Genomic DNA, 19,189 nt, shown 5'->3' on the forward strand with positions numbered 1-19,189 from the left:
AAACATTTTACAAAATGTGCAAAGAGCGGTATAATAAAACCTGCCGGACCTGCGGGAAAGCGCGGTCCGGCAGGTATTTTATTGGCGAGGTATTGTATGAAGAAACTCATCCCCCTGTTCCTGAGCCTTGCGCTGCTGCTGTCCGGCTGCGGCCCGGCCTCCGCCCCGGCGGAGGAGGACAACACCCTGACTGTGGCGGCCATGACCTACCCCATCTATCTCTTTACCAGCCGGGTAATTGAGGGCGCCGAGGGGGTGGAGACCCAGGCGGTCATCAACCAGCCCATGAGCTGTCTCCACGACTATACCCTGAGCGTCAACGACATGAAGGCCATCCAGGGCGCCGACCTGCTGCTGCTCAACGGCGTGGGTCTGGAGGACGCCATGTCCGCCGCCATTGAGTCCGGCGGCGTGCCCACGGTGGACTGCTCCGAGGGCGTGTCCCTCCTCCACTACGGCGAGAGCGCCGAGGAGCACGCCGAGCACGGCGACGAGGAGGACCACGACGGCCACGACCACGGCGAGTACGACCCCCACATCTGGATGGACCCGGCCCGGGCCGCCGTGATGGTGGAGAACATCGCCGCCGCCCTCGCCCAGGCCGACCCGGACAACGCCCAGCTGTACGCGGACAACGCCGCGGCCTACGCCGCCGAGCTGACCGCCCTGGGGGAGGAGCTGCGGGACAAGCTCTCCGGCCTGGAGCCCCGGGAGCTCATCACCTTCCACGAGGGCTTTGGCTACTTTGCCGACGCCATGGGCCTGACGGTGGTCAAGGCCATTGAGGAGGAGGCGGGCAGCGAGGCCAGCGCCAGGGAACTGGTGGAGATTCTGGATTTGATTGAAGAATACCGGCTGCCCGCCATCTTCACCGAGGCCAACGGCTCCGACGCCACCGCCAACGCGGTGTCCCGGGAGACGGGGGTCAGGGTGGCGCAGCTGACCATGCTGATGAGCGCCGAGGCGGTGCCCGCGGACAGCGCCGACCCCTACCGGGCCGGGCTGGAGCAGAATGTCAACGCAATCCTGGAGGCCTATGAATGAGAAAACCAAAGCATGAAATCCAGGGCGCCGGCTGTGCAGGCGCCTGCTGCCTCCGGGTGGAGCGCCTGGGGGTGGACATGGGTGGAGCGGACATCCTGCGGGACGTGAGCTTCCACCTCCACTGCGGCCAGATTGTGGCCCTCATCGGCCCCAACGGCGCGGGAAAGAGCTCCCTGTTCAAGGCCGTGCTGGGCCAGATTCCCCACAGCGGCACCATCGAGTTCCAGAAGGCGGGGGGAAAGCACACCCGACCCCTCATCGGCTACGTGCCCCAGTCTCCCGCCTTTGACCGGGGGGACCCGGTGAGCGTGTTCGACTTCTTCTCCGCCGCCATCTCCTCCTGGCCGGTGTTTCTGCCCACGCCCAAAAGCCTGCGCAAGCGGGTACTCTCCTGCCTGGAGCGGGTCCACGGGGCCGACCTCATTGACAAGCGCATGGGTGCCCTGTCGGGCGGTGAGCTCCAGCGGGTGCTCATGGCCATGGCCCTGGAGCCCCTGCCCCACATCCTGATTCTGGACGAGCCTCTCTCCGGTGTGGACATCGACGGCGAGCGGCAGCTGCTGGACATGCTGGACGAGATTTGCACCCAGTACGACCTGTCCATCCTCCTGTCCACCCACGACTTCGCCACCCTGGAGGAGTACGCCGACCAGGTGATCCTCCTCAAGTCCACGGTGCTGAAGGTGGGCACGCCTGCGGAGGTCCTCTCCTCCGACGAGTTCAAGTCGGTGTTCCACCTGGACCTGAGAAAGGGGGCGGGCGCGTAATGGAGCTGTGGTATCAGATTGTGTCCGTCCTGCCCTTTGACTGGGCCGGGCCCGACGGGCTCTACTTCATGAAGAACGCCCTGCTGGCGGTGCTGGTTATCTCACCCCTGTTCGGGCTGTTGTCCACCATGGTGGTCACCAACCGGATGTCCTTCTTCTCCGACGCCCTGGGCCACTCCGCCTTTACCGGCATGGCCATCGGCGCCATCTTCGGCTTTGTGGACCCCATGTGGTGCGCGGTGGTCTTTGCCATCGCCTTCTCCCTGCTCTTCACCCTGGTGCGCCACCGGACCCATATGGCCAGCGACACCGTCATCGGCGTCTTCTCCTCCACGGCGGTGGCTCTGGGCATCTTCCTGGCCACCCTGGGCGGCAAGAGCTTCACCAAGTTCAACAACCTGCTCATCGGCGACATTCTCAGCGTGGAGCCGGGCAAAATCGGCCTGCTGGCCCTCATTCTGCTGCTGGTGATTGTGCTGTGGCTGGTGTCCTTCAACCAGCTGATGCTCTCCTCCATCCACCCCGCCCTGGCGGACAGCCGGGGCATTAAGGTGTTCTGGCAGGAGGGTCTGTTCTCCGCGGCCATCGCCGTGGTGGTCACCGTGTCCATGACCTGGGTGGGCCTGCTGGTCATCAACTCCCTGCTGGTGCTCCCCGCCGCCTCGGCCCGGAACCTGGCCCGCAACATGCGGCAGTACCACCTGTTTTCCATCCTGGGGGCCATTGTGGCCGGCATCGCCGGACTGATGACCTCCTACTACGCGGGCACCTCTGCCGGCGCGTCCATCACGCTGTATCTGGCGGCCTTCTTCGCCGTCACCTTCCTGCTGCGGGGCCGCCGGGCCTGACATCACCGCCGGAGACGAGAGGAGGCGGAGTCCTTGAACAGAAAAAAGCATCCCGAGCGCTCCGCGCCCCGGAAGGTGCACCTCTGGAGCTCCCTCCAGACCAAATTCGCCCTGACCTACATCGCGGTCATCGCGGCGGTGCTGGTGCTGCTCAACACCTACCCGCTCCTGGCCTCCCGGGAGCTGGTGGAGACCTCCAAGCAGACCGCCCTCCAGAGCCAGGCGTCCATCATCTCCTCGGCCCTGTCCAGCCTGCGTACCATGACCTATGACGGCGCCGACGGCGTCTTTCAGGAGCTGCGGCTCCAGGACAACGTGGACCTGGCCCGCATCCGCATCCTGGTGACCGACGCCTCCGGCATGATCATCTACGACACCGGGGACACCGGCGCCACCATCGGCCGGTACGCCCTGGTGGGCGAGGTGGTCACCGCCCTCAAGGGCCAGGGCTACGACGTGTTCACCTGCCAGTACCAGGACGGTGTGTTCCGCAACCGGGCGGCCGCGCCGGTGGTCTACCGGGGGTCCATCATCGGCGCGGTGTGCCTCTATGAGTACGACGCCGACCAGGGAGCCCTGCTCTCCGGCGTCCAGCGGAATCTGGGCAGAATCTCGGTGGTCATCTGCCTGGTGGCCCTGCTGCTGAGTGTGGTGTTCTCCCGGGCCCTCACCCGGCGGATGGGTACCCTGCTCAAGGCCATCCGCATCGTGCGGGAGGGCGAGTACAGCCACCGGGTCCAGCTGGGCGGCCACGACGAGCTGGCCCTGCTGGCCGACGAGTTCGACCAGCTCACCGGCCGTCTCCAGACCACGGAGGAGGTGCGGCGCCGCTTCGTGTCCGACGCCTCCCACGAGCTGAAAACCCCGCTGGCCTCCATCCGCCTGCTCACCGACTCCATCCTCCAGTCCGACCACATCGACCCGGAGACCAGCAAGGAGTTTGTCAGCGACATCGGCGAGGAGGCCGAGCGGCTCACCCGCATCACCGAAAAGCTCCTCACCCTCACCCGCATGGACAACGCCGCCCCGGTCCACACCGAGCCGGTGGACGTGAAGTACGTGGTGGAGAAGGTGGAGCACATGCTTACCCCCCTGGCCAAGGCGGTGGACGTGGAGCTGCTCTGCCGGTTGGACGAGGGCTGCTTTGTCCGGGCCACCCAGGACGACATCTACCAGATTGCCTTTAACCTGATGGAAAACGCCATCAAGTACAACCTGCCCGGCGGCACTGTGACGGTCAAGCTGTTTGTCCGCGGTTCCAGCGTGCTCCTCCGGGTGGAGGACACCGGCGTGGGCATCCCGGAGGAGGACCTGCCCAAGGTATTCGACCGGTTCTACCGGGTGGACAAGGCCCGTTCCCGGGAGGCGGGCGGCACCGGCCTGGGGCTGTCCATCGTGCGGGACACCGCCCGGCAGCACGGCGGCAGCGTCACCGTCCGCCGCCGCGACCCGGACCCGGGCACCTGCTTTGAGGTTGTGTTTCCGCTCTGCGGGCCGGAAGGGGGGAGCAAGCTGTGAGACGGTGTGATTTGCGCCAATACCGGAGCGGCGGACTGCTGCTGGTTCTGACCGGGCTGCTGCTCCTCTCTGCCTGCGCCCTGCTGGAGGGCGGCGAGGAATCGCCTCCCGAGGGCGCCTATCGGGTCTACTACGCGGTGACCGGGGAGCAGTCCACGGTGCAGGTGGTGGACTGGGAGTACCGCATCCCCTCCGGCGAGGACACCGCCTCCGCCCTGGCGGAGCTGGTGCTCTCCCAGCCTGAGACGGCCGGGCTGGCCTCGCCCGCGCCCTCCGGTACCCGGCTGCTCTCCTGCCAGCAGGAGGAGGGACAGCTGCGGCTGGACCTGTCCGAGCAGTACGGCGGCCTGTCCGGCGTGGATTTGACCGTGGCCAATTCCTGCCTCACCCTCACCCTCTGCCAGCTGGAGGGGGTGGAGGAGGTGTACATCACCGTGGAGGGGGAGCCCCTGCCCTACCAGACCATGCGCACCATGGGGAAGGACGACGTGCTGCTGCCCGGGACGGGGGAGGGGGCGCTCACCGTGTCGGTGGGCCTGTGCTTCCCCAGGGCCGACGGCGGCGGCCTGGGCGTGGAGTACCGGGACGTGGTGCAGAACGAGGGTGAGACCCTGGCCAGCGCGGTGTTCACCGCCTTGCTGGAGGGTCCCAGATACCAGGAACTGACCAGTCTGATGCCGGAGGGCACCAAACTGCGGGGCATCTCGGTGGAGGGCGGCGTGTGCACCGTGAACCTGTCGTCCGAGTTCATGGCCGGACTGCCCGAAGAGGCGCAGGCGGCCCGGCTGCTGCTGTACTCCATTGTGGACACCCTGTGCATGCAGGAGAAGCTGTCCATCAGCACCGTGCAGCTTCTCTCTGACGGCCACGCCATAGAGTCCATCGGCGGCGTGCCCGCCTCCATGCCCCTGGAGCCGGACTGGACCCTGCTGGAGTCTTGACAGAATCCCACCGGACGTGTAGGATATAACTTGCCGTAAAAAGAGAAATTTGACCAGTTCAGGGCCTGGGAACAGGCCTGCCGCCGGACAGACGGCTTACCCAAGAAAAAGGAGAGCATGACCATGAGTGACTACCGTATGAACACCAACTGCATCCACGCCGGCTACCACCCCGGAAACGGGGAGCCCCGGAATATTCCCATTGTCCAGTCCACCACCTTCCGGTACGCCACCGGCGAGCAGATGGGCGCGCTCTTTGACCTGGAGGCCAGCGGCTATTTCTACACCCGCCTCCAGAACCCCACCAATGACCACGTGGCGGCCAAAATCTGCGCCCTGGAGGGCGGCACGGCGGCCATGCTCACCTCCTCCGGCCAGGCGGCCAACTTCTATGCCGTGTTCAACATCGCCTCCTGCGGCGACCATGTGGTGGCCTCCTCCGCCATCTACGGCGGCACCTTCAACCTCTTCGCCGTCACCATGAAGCGGATGGGCATTGAGTTCACCTTTGTGGACCCGGACTGCTCTGAGGCTGAGCTGGAGGCCGCTTTCCGGCCCAACACCAAGGCCGTGTTCGGCGAGACCATCGCCAACCCCGCCCTCACTGTGCTGGACATCGAGAAGTTCGCCAAGGCGGCCCACGCCCACGGCGTGCCCCTCATCGTGGACAACACCTTCCCCACCCCTGTGAACTGCCGTCCCTTCGAGTGGGGCGCTGATATCGTCACCCACTCCACCACCAAGTACATGGACGGCCACGCCAACGCGGTGGGCGGCGCCATTGTGGACTCCGGCAAGTTCGACTGGAATGCCCACTCCGACAAGTTCCCCGGCCTGACCACCCCCGACGAGAGCTACCACGGCGTGACCTACACCGAGCGCTTCGGCCTGGCCGGCGCCTACATCACCAAGGCCACTGTCCAGCTCATGCGGGACCTGGGCTCCATCCCCTCTCCCCAGAACTGCTACTACCTGAACATCGGCCTTGAGACCCTGCCTCTGCGGATGAAGCAGCACTGCTCCAACGCCCTGGCTGTGGCCCAGTTCCTCCAGAGCCACGAGAAGGTGGCCTGGGTCAAGTACCCCGGCCTGGAGGGTGACCAGTACCACGCCATGGCCGCCAAGTACATGCCCAATGGCACCTGCGGCGTGGTGTCCTTCGGCGTGAAGGGCGGCCGTGAGGCGGCCTCCAAGTTCATGGCCGGGCTGGAGCTGGCCTCCATCGCCACCCACGTGGCCGACGCCAAGACCTGCGTGCTCCACCCCGCCTCCACCACCCACCGCCAGATGAACGACGCTGAGCTGGCTGCCGCCGGTGTCTCTCCTGACCTGGTGCGCCTGTCCGTGGGTATCGAGGACCCCGCTGACCTCCTGGCCGACATTGATAAGGCCCTGGCCGGTGTGTAACCGGAGATAACACAAAAATCCCTCTCCCGTACCGGGAGAGGGATTTTTTGTATAAAGACATTTATTCAAAGGTGACCTGGGAGTCCAGGGGGACAATGTTTACGTAGGTTTTGCCCCGGCCAAAGACGATGGGGTTGCCCTCCAGGTCGGTGTAGTAGAGCTGCCCGTCGGGCTCGGACTTGCTCCACACCAGGTCCGTGACCTTTCCGCCGCAGGCAAAGTACCCTGTGCCACCGCTGGACAGGTCCACGGAGACATGGCCGTAGGAGTCGCCGGTGTTGCGGCAGGCGGTGCGCAGCACCACCACGTTGGTCACGCCCACCTGTTCGCCGGTGTTGCCGTCGATGTAGGGCGCGCCGTACTCGGAGACCAGGTAGCGCTTGGTCTCCGGGTCGTAAGTAAATACGCCGGTCTTGTAGTTGGAGAAGGGCACCGTGATGACGGGGGCGTCGGTGCCGCCGGCGGGGGTGCCGTCGTCGGCAAAGTCCATCTGGTAGCTCCAGCCCTCCTCGTGCTCCTGCCGGAAGGAGGCGGCGGAGAAGATCTCGTCAATCTTCGCGCCGGTGGTGATGACGCTGTGGACGTACCCGTTGGTGGACTTCCGGCCCGGGTCACGCCACATCAGATTGCCGCCCTCGCTGTTGCTCATGTAGGGGCCACGGACGGCGTCCAGGGAGGTGACGCCCCAGGCTCTGATTTTGCCGTAGGCGTCCTCCACACCGGCCACATCACTGCCGCCCGCGTGGATGAGGATGGCGTCATGGCCCAGGGCCAGCTCCAGGTAGTAGGTGCGGGTGGAGCGGACCGAGCCGATGACCCCCACATCCCGGGGGTTCTGGTACACGCCCATCATGCGGGTGATACCGCCCTCTTCCAGGCACTCGTAGATGATATCCGCCTCGGACTGGCCCTGCTGGGGCAGCGCCTGCTCCAGATTGTTGAGCATGATGGCCACCGGGCGCTTGTTCACCCACTCCTCCTCCATGGGCTCGCCGGTGAGGGGGTTGCGGGGACCGGTGTACTCGGGCTCCGCCGTCTCAGTGGGGGTGGGGGAGGGCTCGGGAGCCTCGGTTCTGGCGGGCAGGGTGGGGATGTCCGGGGGCGTGGGGGTGACCTCCGCCGTCTTGGAGCCGCAGGCGGAGAGCAGAAGCAGCAGGGACAGACAGAGAGGGAGCATCCGGCGCAGTCGCATGGCATGGGCCTCCGTTCGTCAAGATTCTGTTTTTATAGTACCCGGCGGCGCTGCCGGTGTCAAGGGCGGAGCGGGTAGAAAAAGCCGCCCGGACAGAACTGTCCGGGCGGCTGGAGAGACCGAAAATCAGTCGGTGGTGTAGTTGTCGAAGTAGCCCTGGATATAGACAATGGGGGTGCCCTTGTCGCCGGAGCCGGAGGTCAGGTCACACAGGGAGCCGATGAGGTCGGTAAGGCGGCGGGGGGTGGTGCCCTGGGAGACCATGTTGCCCACCAGGCTGCTGCCGTCCTTCTTGCGGATCTGCTCCTTGATGGCGTCGCGCAGAGCCTCGCCGGACAGGGCGGCGAAGTCGTTGTCGGCCAGATACTTCAGCTTCAGCTCATTGGGAGTGCCCTCCAGGCCGGCGGTGTAGGCGGGGGAGACCACGGGGTCGGCCAGCTCCCAAATCTTGCCCACGGGGTCCTTGAAGGCGCCGTCGCCGTAGACCATGACCTCCACGTGCTTGCCGGTCTCGGCGAGCATCTTGGCCTGGATGGCCTCCACCAGGTCCTGGCAGGGACGGGGGAAGAGCTTCACCTTGTCCTCGGTGGCCTTGTTGGAGCCCAGCAGGCCGTAGGTCTCGTTGCAGCCGCTGCCGTTGATGGGGGCGGTCATGATGTCGTCCAGAGTGAGGACCTTCTCGGCGCCGGCGGCCTGGAGCAGGCGCTTGGTGCGCTTGCGGGTGTGGATGTCGCAGGCCAGGACGGTCTTGGTGTAGTTCAGGACGGCACGGGGGTCGTTGGCGAAGATGATCTCCACCTCGGCGCCGCACTCCTGAATCAGGTTCTGGTAGTACTCCACGTAGTCCACGCCGGTGAAGGGGTGCTTCTCATAGCCGAAGAGCTCACGATAGCGCTCCATGGTGAGCACGTCCTTGTAGGGGTCAATGCCCTTCTCGTCCACGGCGTCCAGGCTGATGAGGTGGTTGCCCACCTCGTCGGAGGGGTAGGAGAGCATCAGCACAATCTTGCTGCAGCCCTTGGCGATGCCCCGCAGGCAGATGGCGAAGCGGTTGCGGGACAGGATGGGGAAGATGACACCCACGGTGCCGCCGCCCAGTTTGGCGCGCACGTCGGCGGCGATGTCGTCCACGGTGGCGTAGTTGCCCTGGCTGCGGGCCACAATGGCCTCGGTGAGGGCGATGACGTCCCGGTCGCGCACGGTGAAGCCGTCGTCCTTGGCGGCCTCCAGCACGGAAGAGGTGACAATATCAACCAGGTTATCGCCGCTGCGGATAATGGGGGCGCGAACGCCTCTGGAAACAGTACCGACCATCCGGCTCATGAAAAACACTCCTAAATTTTCAGATTTCTGTATGGGGCGGCAGGAACCGCCCGGCAATATTACAATATATTATACTACAAGCTCCGCCCGCCGCACAATAGAGAATTCTGACGCAGCGGAAGAAAATACGTAAAACGGGGGAGAATTATACACAGCAGAGCGCCCCGGTCTCTGGCCGGGGCGTTCTGGAGTGGGAATAAAGCAGCTCAGCGCCGGATAATCTCGTGGCGCTTGGGGCCGGTGGACACGGTCTTGACGGGCACGCCGATGTGCTTCTCGATAAAGTCCACGTAGTCCCGGGCCTCCTGGGGCAGCTTGCCGTACTCGGTGATGCCCCGGATGTCGGTCTTCCAGCCGGGCAGGGTCTCGTAGACCGGCTTGGCCTTGTCCAGCAGGGGGGAGACGGGGAAGTCGGTGGTGACCTTGCCGTCAATCTCGTAGCCGGTGCACACCTTGATCTCGTCCAGGTAGCCCAGGCAGTCGATGGCGGTGAGGGCAACCTCAGTGGCACCCTGAACCATGCAGCCGTACCGGGTGGCCACGGCGTCGAACCAGCCCACACGGCGGGGACGGCCGGTGGTGGCGCCGAACTCGCCGGCGTCGCCGCCCCGGCGGCGCAGCTCGTCAGCCTCATCGCCGAACAGCTCGGACACAAAGGCGCCCGCGCCCACGGCGGAGGAGTAGGCCTTGGTGACGCACACCACCTCGGTCAGGGCGGAGGGAGGCACCGCGGCGCCCACACAGCCGTAACCGGCCAGGGTGTGGGAGGAGGTGGTGAAGGGGTAGATGCCCAGGTCGGGGTCCTTCATGGAGCCCAGCTGGCCCTCCAGCAGGATCTTCTTGCCATCCTTCAGGGCCTGATGGACAAAAGCCACCGCGTCGCCCACATAGGGAGCGATCATATCCCGGTAGCCCATGAGAGTGCTGAACAGCTCCTTGGGGTCCAGAGCGGGCTTGTGGTAAAGGTGCTCAAAGAGCACGTTCTTGATGACACAGACATGTTCCAGCCGCTCCATCAGCCGCTTCTCGTCAAACAGGTCGCAGACCTGGATGCCGATCTTGGCGTACTTGTCGGAGTAGAAGGGGGCGATGCCCGACTTGGTGGAGCCGAAAGCGGCGCCCGCCAGGCGCTCCTCCTCATAGGTGTCCTGGAGCACATGATAGGGCATCAGCACCTGAGTCCGCTGGTCCACGATGATGTGGGGAGCGGGCACGCCGCCGTCGGTCAGGGTTTTCAGCTCGTGGACGAACTTGGGCACGTCCAGGGCCACACCGTTGCCGATGATGTTGGTGGTGTGGGGGTAGAACACACCGGAGGGGAGCTGATGCAGTGCGAACTTTCCGTAATCGCAGATGATGGTATGGCCTGCGTTGGCGCCGCCCTGGAAGCGGATGACCACATCGGACTCCTCAGCGAGCAGGTCGGTGATTTTGCCCTTGCCCTCGTCGCCCCAGTTTGCGCCTACAATTGCTTTGACCATAGTAGTGCCTCCTGCCGCGGGGATTCGCGCATTGGCCTTTTCCCACGGACGGACGATATTATATCCCGGTGTTTTTCAGATTACAAGGGACAAAATGTAAAAAATAGCGCCTCGCGCTATTTTTTACGCGCATACGGGCGCAATGCGCCCGTGCGCTTGGATTTATAAGTCCATGGCGCGGCGGAACGCGCCATATGGACGTTTTTACAGCTTGTATTGACAAGCTGTAAAAAATAATTACGATTTACACGGAACTTTTCTTCGAAAACAGGAAGGTGTCCGCCTTGGACGGAAGAGGATGGAAAACAGTGTCCGTCACTGAGAAATCTCCGGCAGGGCGAGGGGGAATTCCGGGATGCCCTCGGCGGCGGGGCACAGGGTATGGAGGGGGTAAAAGACCACAATGCCGTCCTCCGTCAGATAGAAATTGTCCGGGTCGAAGTCCGCCGCCGCCCGGCGGGGCCAGTCCTCATAGAAGAGGAACTCCCCGGAGGCGGCCCGCCCGGCGCACTGCTCCTCGATTGCGGAGAGCACCTGCTGCCGCCAGCGGGTGCGGGGCGGAAAGAGGGAGGACAGAGAGACCGGGGTGCCGGAGGACAGGTCCCAGGTCTCGCCGGAGCGGACCAGCAGGGGCCGGGCGGTTCCGTGGCGCTCGGCGGCGTCGGTATGCAGGCTGAGCACGCCGCCGCAGCAGCGGGTGACGGTGAAGTCCAGCGCCGCCGTCCAGGGGACAAAGGGCCGGGACTGCTCCCTGGCCTCGGTCAGGGCGGCACAGGCCATGGCGTACAGCGGACCCTCCCACCGTGCCCGCCAGACCTGGGCCTGCCGGGCGAAGCACCGGCCAATCCGCCGCAGCGGCGGCGTGTCCCCCTCCAGGGTTGGGACGCGAAGGGAGAGAGTCAGCACCGGCTCCTCCTCCAGCGTCAGCACCTTCTCCTCCGGCACAGAACGCACCTCAACAAACTCCACACGGCGTTTTTCCAGCTCCATGGCCGCCCCTCCTTCTCCAGACCAGTTTGCCCCATTCTATGCCGGAGATGCCGGTTTGACAGAAGTTTTTCCCTGTGCTACGCTTAAAAAAGAAAGGGGGATACGGCATGGTACGGTTTTATATCCGGGTGTCCGGACGGGTCCAGGGCGTGGGGTTCCGGTGGTTCACCTGTGCAGCCGCCGCACGGCTGGACCTGACCGGCTGGGTGCGCAACCGGGAGGACGGCGACGTGGAAATGGAGGTCCAGGGGGACGAGGGGCCTGTGGAGGAGTTTGTCCAGGCAGTGTCCCGGGGTCCGCGGTACGCCATTGTGGAGGATATGGAGCGTCATCCGTTGATTCCCGAGCCGGGCGAGCGGTCCTTCCACGAGCGGGGCAGCCTGTGGTGAAATTTTCCCTGCAAAACGGACAAAATATGTTTACTTTCATGCTTCACTGAAGTAAAATATAAAACGATAAAGTAAGAAAGCAAACCCCAAAATCTACCAAAGGAGGCTGTCAGCCTATGACCAAGGGTGAAAAGAAGGAGCGGAGCGATATTCTCTACGAGACCATCCTCACCCTCAAAGACCTGGACGAGTGCAAGAAGTTTTTCTCCGACCTGTGCACAGTGGCCGAGCTGCGGGCCATGGAGCAGCGCTTTGAGGTGGCCATTCTTCTGTCCAACGGCATGATCTACAACGACATCCTGGAGCGGACCGGCGCGTCCAGCGCCACCATCAGCCGGGTAAACCGGTCCCTCAACTACGGCGCCGACGGCTACACCACCGTGCTGCCCCGGGTGAAGGAGAAGCTGAAGGCCGATGGAAAGCTATGAGTTCCTGGCCGGGTGCTACGATGAGCTGACCACCGACGTGCGGTACAGCCGCTGGGCGGACTACATCGAGAAGCACTTTGCCCGCAGCGCCCTGCCCATCCACACGGTGCTGGACCTGGCCTGCGGCACCGGCAGCCTGACGGCCGAGCTGATGGGCCGTGGCTACGAGATGATAGGCGCCGACCGGTCGGCGGAAATGCTGTCGGTGGCGGCGGAGAAGTGCCGGGACCTGGAGGGCGAACCGCCCATCTTCCTGTGCCAGAGCATGGAGAAGCTGGACCTGTACGGCACCATTGACGCCTGTGTCTGCTGTCTGGACAGCGTCAACTATGTGACCAATCCCAGACAGCTGAAAAAGGCCTTTGAGCGGGTCCACCTGTTCCTCATGCCCGGCGGGATGTTCCTCTTTGACATTAACACGCCGGACAAGCTCCGGGGCCTGGACGGCGGCATGTTTATCGACGAGACCGACGACGCATACTGTGTCTGGCGGGCGGAGTACTCCCCCCGGCGGCGCATCTGCACCTACGGCATGGACATCTTCCGCCTGGAGGAGGACGGCCGCTGGAGCAGGGGCGAGGAGGTCCATGAGGAGTACGCCTACGAGCCCGACGAGCTGGAGGAATACCTGCGGGAGGCGGGATTCACCCGCATCCGCCGCCACGGCTGCCTGAAAATGCGCGCCCCCGTGCCGGGAGAGGAGCGCATCTTCTTCACCGCCGTGAAAAAGGGCTGAACACAGCCACTTGGTCTGTGAAAAAAGCCTCGCAGAGTTCGCGCCCGCAGGCGCGAAGCAAGTGAAATCTATTTTCTCCGGTGACATGAGCGTCGGAGAAAATACTTCTCAGGCCGCAAGTGCGGCATTTGTCTGCTGAATGGGGACAAATGCTGCGGGCAGCGGACTGCATCTTATTCGAAAAAGGTGCCCATACCTTTTTCGACGGAAGAGAAAGGAAACAAAACCATTTATGTCTGATCAGATTATCCGTATGCTGGCCAAGGACGCCCCGGTGAAGGCCTCCGCCATTACGGCGGGCGCTCTGGTGGAGCGTGCCCGCCAGATTCACAAGACCCTGCCCACCGCCACCGCCGCCCTGGGCCGCGCCCTCATGGGGGCCTCCATGATGGGCAACCAGCTCAAGGAGGAGGCGGCCTCCCTCACCCTGCGGGTGAAGGGAGACGGCCCTCTGGGCGGCATCACCGCCGTGTCCGACAGCGAGGGCAACGTCCGGGGCTATGTCCAGAACCCGGCGGCCGACCTGCCCCGGAAGCGGCCCGGAAAGCTGGACGTGGGGGCCGCCGTGGGCGCCGGTTCCCTCACCATCATCAAGGACCTGAACATGAAGGAGCCCTATGTGGGCACCATTGAGCTGCTCTCCGGCGAGATTGCCGACGACATCGCCGCCTACTTCCTGGAGAGCGAGCAGATCCCCACGGCCTGTGCCCTGGGGGTCCTGCTGGACACCGACCAGTCCGTCCTCTGCGCCGGCGGTTACCTCATCCAGCTGCTGCCCGGCGCGGACGAGAGCGTGATCCGCACCATCGAGCAGGGGGTGGCCCGAGTAGGCGCGGTGACCGACGCCCTCCGGGACGGTATGACCGCCAGAGGCCTGCTGCTGCAGGTGCTGTCCGACTTCGACATGGAGGTGCTGGAGGAGAGCCCGGTGGAGTACCGCTGCTACTGCAGCCGGGACCGGGTGACCCGTGCCCTCATCAGCATGGGGAAGAAGGACCTGGAGGAGTTGATCGCCGACCAGGGCAAGGCGGAGCTCACCTGCCAGTTCTGCGACAGGGTGTATCACTACTCCAAAGAGGATCTGGAGGCCATTCTGGCTAAAATGTAAGCAGATATTCCGGGGCGCGGAGTACCTGTCATCATCACATAACACCCCCTGCCGGTTTTTTCCGGCAGGGGGTGTCTGCTTTAAGTGAAAATACAGAATCCCCGCAATTCCCATGATAATTGGGAAAATTAACATGGGATAATGCGATAAAAAAGGAGAGCCTGTAATATAATAAGCACCACGAAAGGAAGGGGGGAGAGGGTTGCTGCTGATTGATTTTTTTCAGAAGGCCCTTGGGATCTCCGATGAGGCACTGGTGCAGGAGGCGCTCCGTGTATCAGAGACGAGGGTACTGAAAAGGGGAGAGTATCTGATTCGGCAGGGAAATGTGCCGACCCACGTCTATTTTCTCATGCAGGGAATTGCGCGGGGCGTGCTCTCCGATGTGAACGGGAAGGAAATCACGGACTGTCTGGTATTCAAATGCGGCTCACCTGTTATGCCGAGCTCCGACATCACCCAGCCCGCACCCATCGACATCCAGACGCTCACCGAGTGCGAGATGGTGCGGATTGCCATTCCTGAGGTCAACCGTATGCTCCGGGAATATCCGGCACTGTCAGAGCTGTACCGCCAGCTTATCATGGAGTCGTCCAGACTCCACTGGGAGCTGAAAATTGCGGTGTACCAGTATACGGCCATGGAGCGCTACCAGTGGTTCCGGGCCGCCTATCCGGGGCTGAGCGACAAAATCAGCAATAAGTACATTGCGTCCTTTCTCAATATGACCCCTGTGACGCTGAGCAGGCTCAAGCAGGAGCTGAAGAGACAGGGCGGCGCATAACGGGAGAGAAAAAGAGCAAAAAAGAAGAATCCGGAGCCGCAGAGCGCGGTTCCGGATTTTTTTTAAGGCGGAGATTAGTAGCAGAACTTGCCGGCGGGATCGCCGTTGATCACGCAGTAGACGGCACCATCCTCAGGCTTGACATAGAGCTCCATGGTCTCAATGGCCTCGGTGTGGCCGGCCTCGGCCCACACCTTCTTGGCGCCGGCGATCATGGTGTTCTCAGTGACCTGACGGCCGCAGTACTCCAGAATGATGGTGGTCTTGGGCTCCACGGTCTTCTCAGCAGCCTTCTCAGCGGCCTTCTTGGTGGTGGTCTTCTTGGCGGCAGTCTTGCGGGCGGTCTTCTTCTCGGCAGCCTTGGGGGCAGCCTCAGCCACGGGCTCAGCCTTGACGGGCTCGCTCTTGGCCACAGCCTCAGCCTTGACAGCCTTGGTCTCCACGGCCTCCACGGCCTTGGCGGCGGTCTTCTCCTCGGCGGCCTTCACGGCGGCCTCGCGACGCTTCGCACCAGCGATCATGTGTAAATTCCTCCAGTCCATTTGTTCAGACGTGTTTTATGAATTGCTGCAATTATTCTACAACAATTTTCCGGTAATTGTCATATATAAAATGTAAGAATTTTCAAAAGCGGACAGAAGGGATTTTAGCTAATGCGTACTGAACCGGGTGAAATGACTTGAAAACAGTTTACAGGGCATGGAGAGAGGGTCCGCAGGCTGCGGACCCTCTCTCCATGAATTGGGGCAGGGTGCTCAGTTCCGGCCGCACTTGCCGCCGGAGGGCGGGCAGCGGTCGGGGCGGTCGCCGTGGCCGCAGTCCCGCTCGGGACGCTCACAACCACAGCCGCAGCTGCAGCCGCCCACAGCGCCGTTGGGCGGGAAGAACTCATCCACGGGGAACTGGACGTGGCGGAAGATCTCGCAGGGATCGTCCTCGCAGCCGCCGCAGGTGCACTCCTTCTCAGGCATGCAGTAGTCGTAGGCGGGCATGAGCAGCTGGGTGTCCCGCTCCAGGCGGATGATGGAGAACTGACCCAGGGTGACATAGACCCGCTTGCCCTCGTTGCCGAAGCACAGGTCGCTGCCGAAGCAGGAGCAGATGCAGGGCGGAATGTCGGACAGCTCGCAGTCGCAGCAGGGGCGGCACTCGCACACGTCCACCAGCTTCATGTTGAGCACGATGGGGTCCACCGCCTCCACCACCGCGGTGGGCAGATTGGTCTTCATGATGTTCTGCTCGTCCATGGCGCCCAGAGCGGCCTCGGAGGAGAACACCTTGGCGCTGCCCTCGCTGCCGAAGAGGATGACCCGCTTGTCAAATACGCACAGGCCGCAGACCTGGACGGGCCGGGCGGCGCCCACAAAAGCGTCGGCGGTGACGCGGTAGAAGTAGCGGACGTCTACGGTGAAGAAGCCGCGGTTGAAGCCGATGGGCTCCACGTCGATGTACACATAGAGCAGCTCGGCCTGACCGGCACGGATGGACACAGCACGGTCAATGGCGCACTGGGAGCTCTGGGTGGGGTAGAAGCGGAGATCCTCGATACAGTCCTTATCCCGGCAGGAATCAAAGATCTTCTTGGTATGGATACAGACGGCCTCGCGGATACAGGCGGAGTCCTGCACGGGGCCGGGCATAACCTTTTCAGGCATGGAAATACCTCCCGATAGAGTAGTGAAGGGCTGGATACCCCTCACGCCATACTATGGACCGGGCGGGGGATTGGTGCGGAGCGGATTGCCATTCCCGCGGCAGGCGCATATCATGGGGCCCATGAAAAACGGGCGAAGGGGAGAGAAACGATGAAAGCGGGGCCGGAACAGGGGAAAAAGGGGCCGTATGCCCGGAAAAGAAAAAACGGAGCGCCTCCCTTGGGAGGCGCTCCGAAACGATATAGGGCAGCGGGAGCCTGGGGACTTTAGTCCACCAGCTTGTCCAGCTCCTTGATGTGCTCGGTCTCGTTGGAGGTCTTGTGGTTGGCCTGCTTGGCGTAGAGGTTGACGGCCACCTGGGACTTCTTGATGGGCTGCATGGTGCCGGCACCGGCCACGCAGCCGCCGGGGCAGGCCATACCCTCCAGCAGATAGCCGGGGTACTTGCCGGCCACCGCGTCCTTCATCATCTTGCGGCACTCGCGCAGGCCCTCGGCGCTGGCTATCTTGACCTCACGGTCGGGGTAGCGGGCCTTGATCACGTTCACCACGGCCTGGGACACGCCGCTGGACACGGCGAAGTTGCGGCCGTCGGTGGAGGCGTCGTTGACGCCGGTGGGGTCCTCCTCAATGGTGGCCAGATCCACGTGCTTGGCGTCAAAGATACCGGCCATCTCCTCAAAGGTCAGGACGAAGTCCACCTCGCTGCGGACGCTCTTGCGCATGGCCTCCAGCTTCTTGGCGGCGCAGGGCCCGATGAACACCACCTTGCCGTTGGGGTGGTTGTGCTTGATGAGGCGGGCGGTCAGGGTCATGGGGGTGAGGGCCATGGAGATGCAGTTGGCGTGGTCGGGGAAGCTCTTCTTGGCCATGACGGACCAGGCGGGGCAGCAGGAGGTGCCCATGAAGGGCAGCTCGTTGGGGACCTCGCGGATGAAGTCCTCGGCCTCCTGGGTGGCGCAGAGGTCAGCGCCCACGGCCACCTCAAAGACGTCGGCAAAGCCCAGCTGCTTCATGGCGGCACGGAGCTTGCCGGGGGTGACCTTGGGGCCGAACTGGCCGACAAAGGCGGGAGCCACGGCGGCATACACGCGCTCGCCGGACTGGATGGCCCGGATGACCTGGAAGATCTGGGACTTGTCGGCGATGGCGCCGAAGGGGCAGTTGACCAGGCACATGCCGCAGGAGACGCACTTGTCGTAGTCAATCTCGGCCTTGCCGTTGACGTCGGTACGGATGGCATCCACACCGCAGGCCACGGCACAGGGCCGCTCCTGGATGATAATGGCCTTGTAGGAGCACACGTCGGCGCAGCGGCCGCACTTGATGCACTTGTCCTGGTCGATATGGGAACGGCCGTTGTACCGGTCCAGCTTGATGGCGTCCTTGGGGCAGACCTCCTCACAGGGGTGGGCCAGGCAGCCCTGGCAGCCCTCGGTGACTATGACCTTCTTCTCGGCGCAGCCGTTGCAGGCGAACTTGATGACGTTGATCAGAGGCGGGGTGTAATAGGTCTCGTCCCGGTCGGCGGCCTCGATATTGTCGGACAGAGGGGCGTGCTCCGCCGCGCTGCGGCAGGGCAGGCCCATGGCCAGACGCAGCCGCTCACCCACGATGGCCCGCTCCAGGAACACGTCGTTGCGGAAGTTGCCCACCTCGCCGGGAATAATCTTATAAGGAAGCTCCTCAATGCGCTTGTCCACCGGCCACTCGGTGTGGTAGGCCATGCGGGCCACCTCACGGAAGATTCTGTGCCGGATCTCCTGAATACGCGTTTCAACGCCTCTCATACTTTTTTAGATCCCCCTTGTGTTTCTTCAGTGTTGCATACAGAACATATTTTGCCCGCTAAAGGACGGGATTTTTATTTACAGAGAAAGAATACCGCAAATATTTCCGGTTGTAAATCGTTAGGGACAAATTAAAATACGATTTTCACATTAGAGAAGAAAACAGGGTGGGGGAACGGCGGCTTTCGTGTACGTTTCACAGAAGCGGGGAAGCGGACGGGAAGAAGAGACTTGAATTTTTGCGGTCCTGCGCATATGATGGAGAAAAAACAGAGAGGATGAAGGCCATGAGACGAAAGGAACGGGAGCAGGGAACGGAATTTATCCACCAGGTGATGGACAGCTGTGCATACATGGTGCTGTCCATGACCGGGGCGGACGGGCTGCCCTACTGCGTGCCGGTGACGCCGGTGCGCAGCGGGGAGGATATCTACTTCCACTGTGCGCCGGAGGGGGAGAAGGTGGACGCCCTGCGTGCCAACCCCAGAGTGGCCATGGCCTTTGTGGGGGAGGCGGAGACGGTGCCACGGAAATTTACCGCCCGGTATTCCTCCGTCCTGGCCAGAGGGACCGCTGCTGAGGTGGCGGAGCTGGATGAGAAGGTGGAGGCCCTGCGGCTGCTCTGCCTGCGGCACTGCCCCGGAGACATGGACCGGTTTGACGAGGTGGCGAAGGCCTGGCTGCCCCGCACCGCGGTGTGGAAGATCCATATTGACGCCGCCACCGGCAAGGCCAATCCCGGAGACTGAGAGATAAAAACACAACAGAGGAGACTGCCGTCTCCGGGC

General features: G+C 63.2%; 19 protein-coding genes. 12 read left to right on the forward strand and 7 right to left on the reverse strand.

The window, feature by feature from the left end:
• Window positions 1–96: 96 nt before the first annotated feature.
• The 6 genes from ACOX7T_RS03265 (at window position 97) to ACOX7T_RS03290 (ending at window position 6,525) form a co-directional block, all read left to right on the forward strand.
• Entirely contained in the window at window positions 97–1,044 is a 948-nt protein-coding gene (locus tag ACOX7T_RS03265) for a metal ABC transporter substrate-binding protein (protein WP_433439858.1), read from the forward strand.
• The gene (locus ACOX7T_RS03270; protein ID WP_433439860.1) at window positions 1,041–1,811 is read left to right on the forward strand and encodes a metal ABC transporter ATP-binding protein; all 771 of its coding nucleotides are present in this window, start codon (window positions 1,041–1,043) and stop codon (window positions 1,809–1,811) included. Before ACOX7T_RS03265 ends, ACOX7T_RS03270 begins: the two co-directional genes overlap by 4 nt.
• Complete coding sequence (locus tag ACOX7T_RS03275) at window positions 1,811–2,659, forward strand: metal ABC transporter permease (protein WP_433439862.1); 849 nt, start codon at window positions 1,811–1,813, stop codon at window positions 2,657–2,659. The genes ACOX7T_RS03270 and ACOX7T_RS03275 overlap by 1 nt, the downstream gene beginning before the upstream one ends.
• A gap of 33 nt (window positions 2,660–2,692) precedes the next feature.
• On the forward strand, window positions 2,693–4,177 hold the full coding sequence (locus ACOX7T_RS03280; protein ID WP_433439864.1) for an ATP-binding protein: 1,485 nt from the start codon (window positions 2,693–2,695) through the stop codon (window positions 4,175–4,177).
• Window positions 4,174–5,118 (forward strand): GerMN domain-containing protein, encoded by a 945-nt coding sequence (locus ACOX7T_RS03285; protein ID WP_433439866.1) that lies wholly within the window; start codon window positions 4,174–4,176, stop codon window positions 5,116–5,118. Before ACOX7T_RS03280 ends, ACOX7T_RS03285 begins: the two co-directional genes overlap by 4 nt.
• Window positions 5,119–5,241: 123 nt before the next feature.
• On the forward strand, window positions 5,242–6,525 hold the full coding sequence (locus tag ACOX7T_RS03290) for an O-acetylhomoserine aminocarboxypropyltransferase/cysteine synthase family protein (RefSeq protein ID WP_433439868.1): 1,284 nt from the start codon (window positions 5,242–5,244) through the stop codon (window positions 6,523–6,525).
• Between the two features lie 61 nt (window positions 6,526–6,586).
• Here ACOX7T_RS03290 and ACOX7T_RS03295 read toward each other — a convergent pair whose 3' ends face one another.
• From ACOX7T_RS03295 to ACOX7T_RS03310, 4 genes are all read right to left on the reverse strand, one after another.
• Window positions 6,587–7,717 carry a DUF3048 domain-containing protein gene (locus ACOX7T_RS03295; RefSeq protein ID WP_433439870.1) on the reverse strand — a complete coding sequence of 377 codons (1,131 nt, stop codon included), beginning with the start codon at window positions 7,715–7,717 and terminating at the stop codon, window positions 6,587–6,589.
• 126 nt (window positions 7,718–7,843) lie between these two features.
• Window positions 7,844–9,040, reverse strand: coding sequence for a coenzyme F420-0:L-glutamate ligase (locus tag ACOX7T_RS03300; protein WP_433439872.1), 1,197 nt, complete (start codon window positions 9,038–9,040; stop codon window positions 7,844–7,846).
• A 206-nt stretch (window positions 9,041–9,246) separates the two neighbouring features.
• On the reverse strand, window positions 9,247–10,521 hold the full coding sequence (locus tag ACOX7T_RS03305) for an adenylosuccinate synthase (RefSeq protein WP_433439874.1): 1,275 nt from the start codon (window positions 10,519–10,521) through the stop codon (window positions 9,247–9,249).
• A 315-nt stretch (window positions 10,522–10,836) separates the two neighbouring features.
• Entirely contained in the window at window positions 10,837–11,511 is a 675-nt protein-coding gene (locus tag ACOX7T_RS03310; RefSeq protein WP_433439876.1) for an RsiV family protein, read from the reverse strand.
• Window positions 11,512–11,618: 107 nt separating this feature from the next.
• On the opposite strand from ACOX7T_RS03310, the gene ACOX7T_RS03315 reads away from it, so the two are divergent.
• The 5 genes from ACOX7T_RS03315 (at window position 11,619) to ACOX7T_RS03335 (ending at window position 14,956) form a co-directional block, all read left to right on the forward strand.
• Entirely contained in the window at window positions 11,619–11,900 is a 282-nt protein-coding gene (locus tag ACOX7T_RS03315) for an acylphosphatase (RefSeq protein WP_433439878.1), read from the forward strand.
• A gap of 116 nt (window positions 11,901–12,016) precedes the next feature.
• A complete protein-coding gene (locus tag ACOX7T_RS03320; RefSeq protein ID WP_294532724.1) occupies window positions 12,017–12,328 on the forward strand; it encodes a YerC/YecD family TrpR-related protein in 312 nt (103 codons plus the stop codon).
• Window positions 12,315–13,064, forward strand: coding sequence for a class I SAM-dependent DNA methyltransferase (locus ACOX7T_RS03325; RefSeq protein ID WP_433439880.1), 750 nt, complete (start codon window positions 12,315–12,317; stop codon window positions 13,062–13,064). The genes ACOX7T_RS03320 and ACOX7T_RS03325 overlap by 14 nt, the downstream gene beginning before the upstream one ends.
• Before the next feature lie 232 nt (window positions 13,065–13,296).
• Window positions 13,297–14,172, forward strand: a complete 876-nt coding sequence (hslO, locus tag ACOX7T_RS03330; RefSeq protein ID WP_433439882.1) for an Hsp33 family molecular chaperone HslO — start codon at window positions 13,297–13,299, stop codon at window positions 14,170–14,172.
• 256 nt (window positions 14,173–14,428) lie between these two features.
• Window positions 14,429–14,956: a Crp/Fnr family transcriptional regulator gene (locus tag ACOX7T_RS03335; RefSeq protein ID WP_433440115.1), complete on the forward strand. Its 528-nt coding sequence runs from the start codon at window positions 14,429–14,431 to the stop codon at window positions 14,954–14,956.
• A 74-nt stretch (window positions 14,957–15,030) separates the two neighbouring features.
• Here the strand turns inward: ACOX7T_RS03335 and ACOX7T_RS03340 are convergent, their stop codons facing one another.
• From ACOX7T_RS03340 to ACOX7T_RS03350, 3 genes are all read right to left on the reverse strand, one after another.
• Complete coding sequence (locus ACOX7T_RS03340; RefSeq protein WP_433439883.1) at window positions 15,031–15,477, reverse strand: DUF6465 family protein; 447 nt, start codon at window positions 15,475–15,477, stop codon at window positions 15,031–15,033.
• Between the two features lie 234 nt (window positions 15,478–15,711).
• Complete coding sequence (locus ACOX7T_RS03345) at window positions 15,712–16,611, reverse strand: hypothetical protein (protein ID WP_433439885.1); 900 nt, start codon at window positions 16,609–16,611, stop codon at window positions 15,712–15,714.
• 266 nt (window positions 16,612–16,877) lie between these two features.
• Window positions 16,878–18,401 (reverse strand): 4Fe-4S dicluster domain-containing protein, encoded by a 1,524-nt coding sequence (locus ACOX7T_RS03350; protein ID WP_433439887.1) that lies wholly within the window; start codon window positions 18,399–18,401, stop codon window positions 16,878–16,880.
• A gap of 287 nt (window positions 18,402–18,688) precedes the next feature.
• Here ACOX7T_RS03350 and ACOX7T_RS03355 point away from each other — a divergent pair, with 287 nt between their 5' ends.
• Complete coding sequence (locus ACOX7T_RS03355; protein WP_433439889.1) at window positions 18,689–19,150, forward strand: pyridoxamine 5'-phosphate oxidase family protein; 462 nt, start codon at window positions 18,689–18,691, stop codon at window positions 19,148–19,150.
• Window positions 19,151–19,189: the final 39 nt, after the last annotated feature.

It is taken from the genome of Pseudoflavonifractor sp. (assembly GCF_050943825.1).
Taxonomy (GTDB): domain Bacteria; phylum Bacillota; class Clostridia; order Oscillospirales; family Oscillospiraceae; genus Pseudoflavonifractor.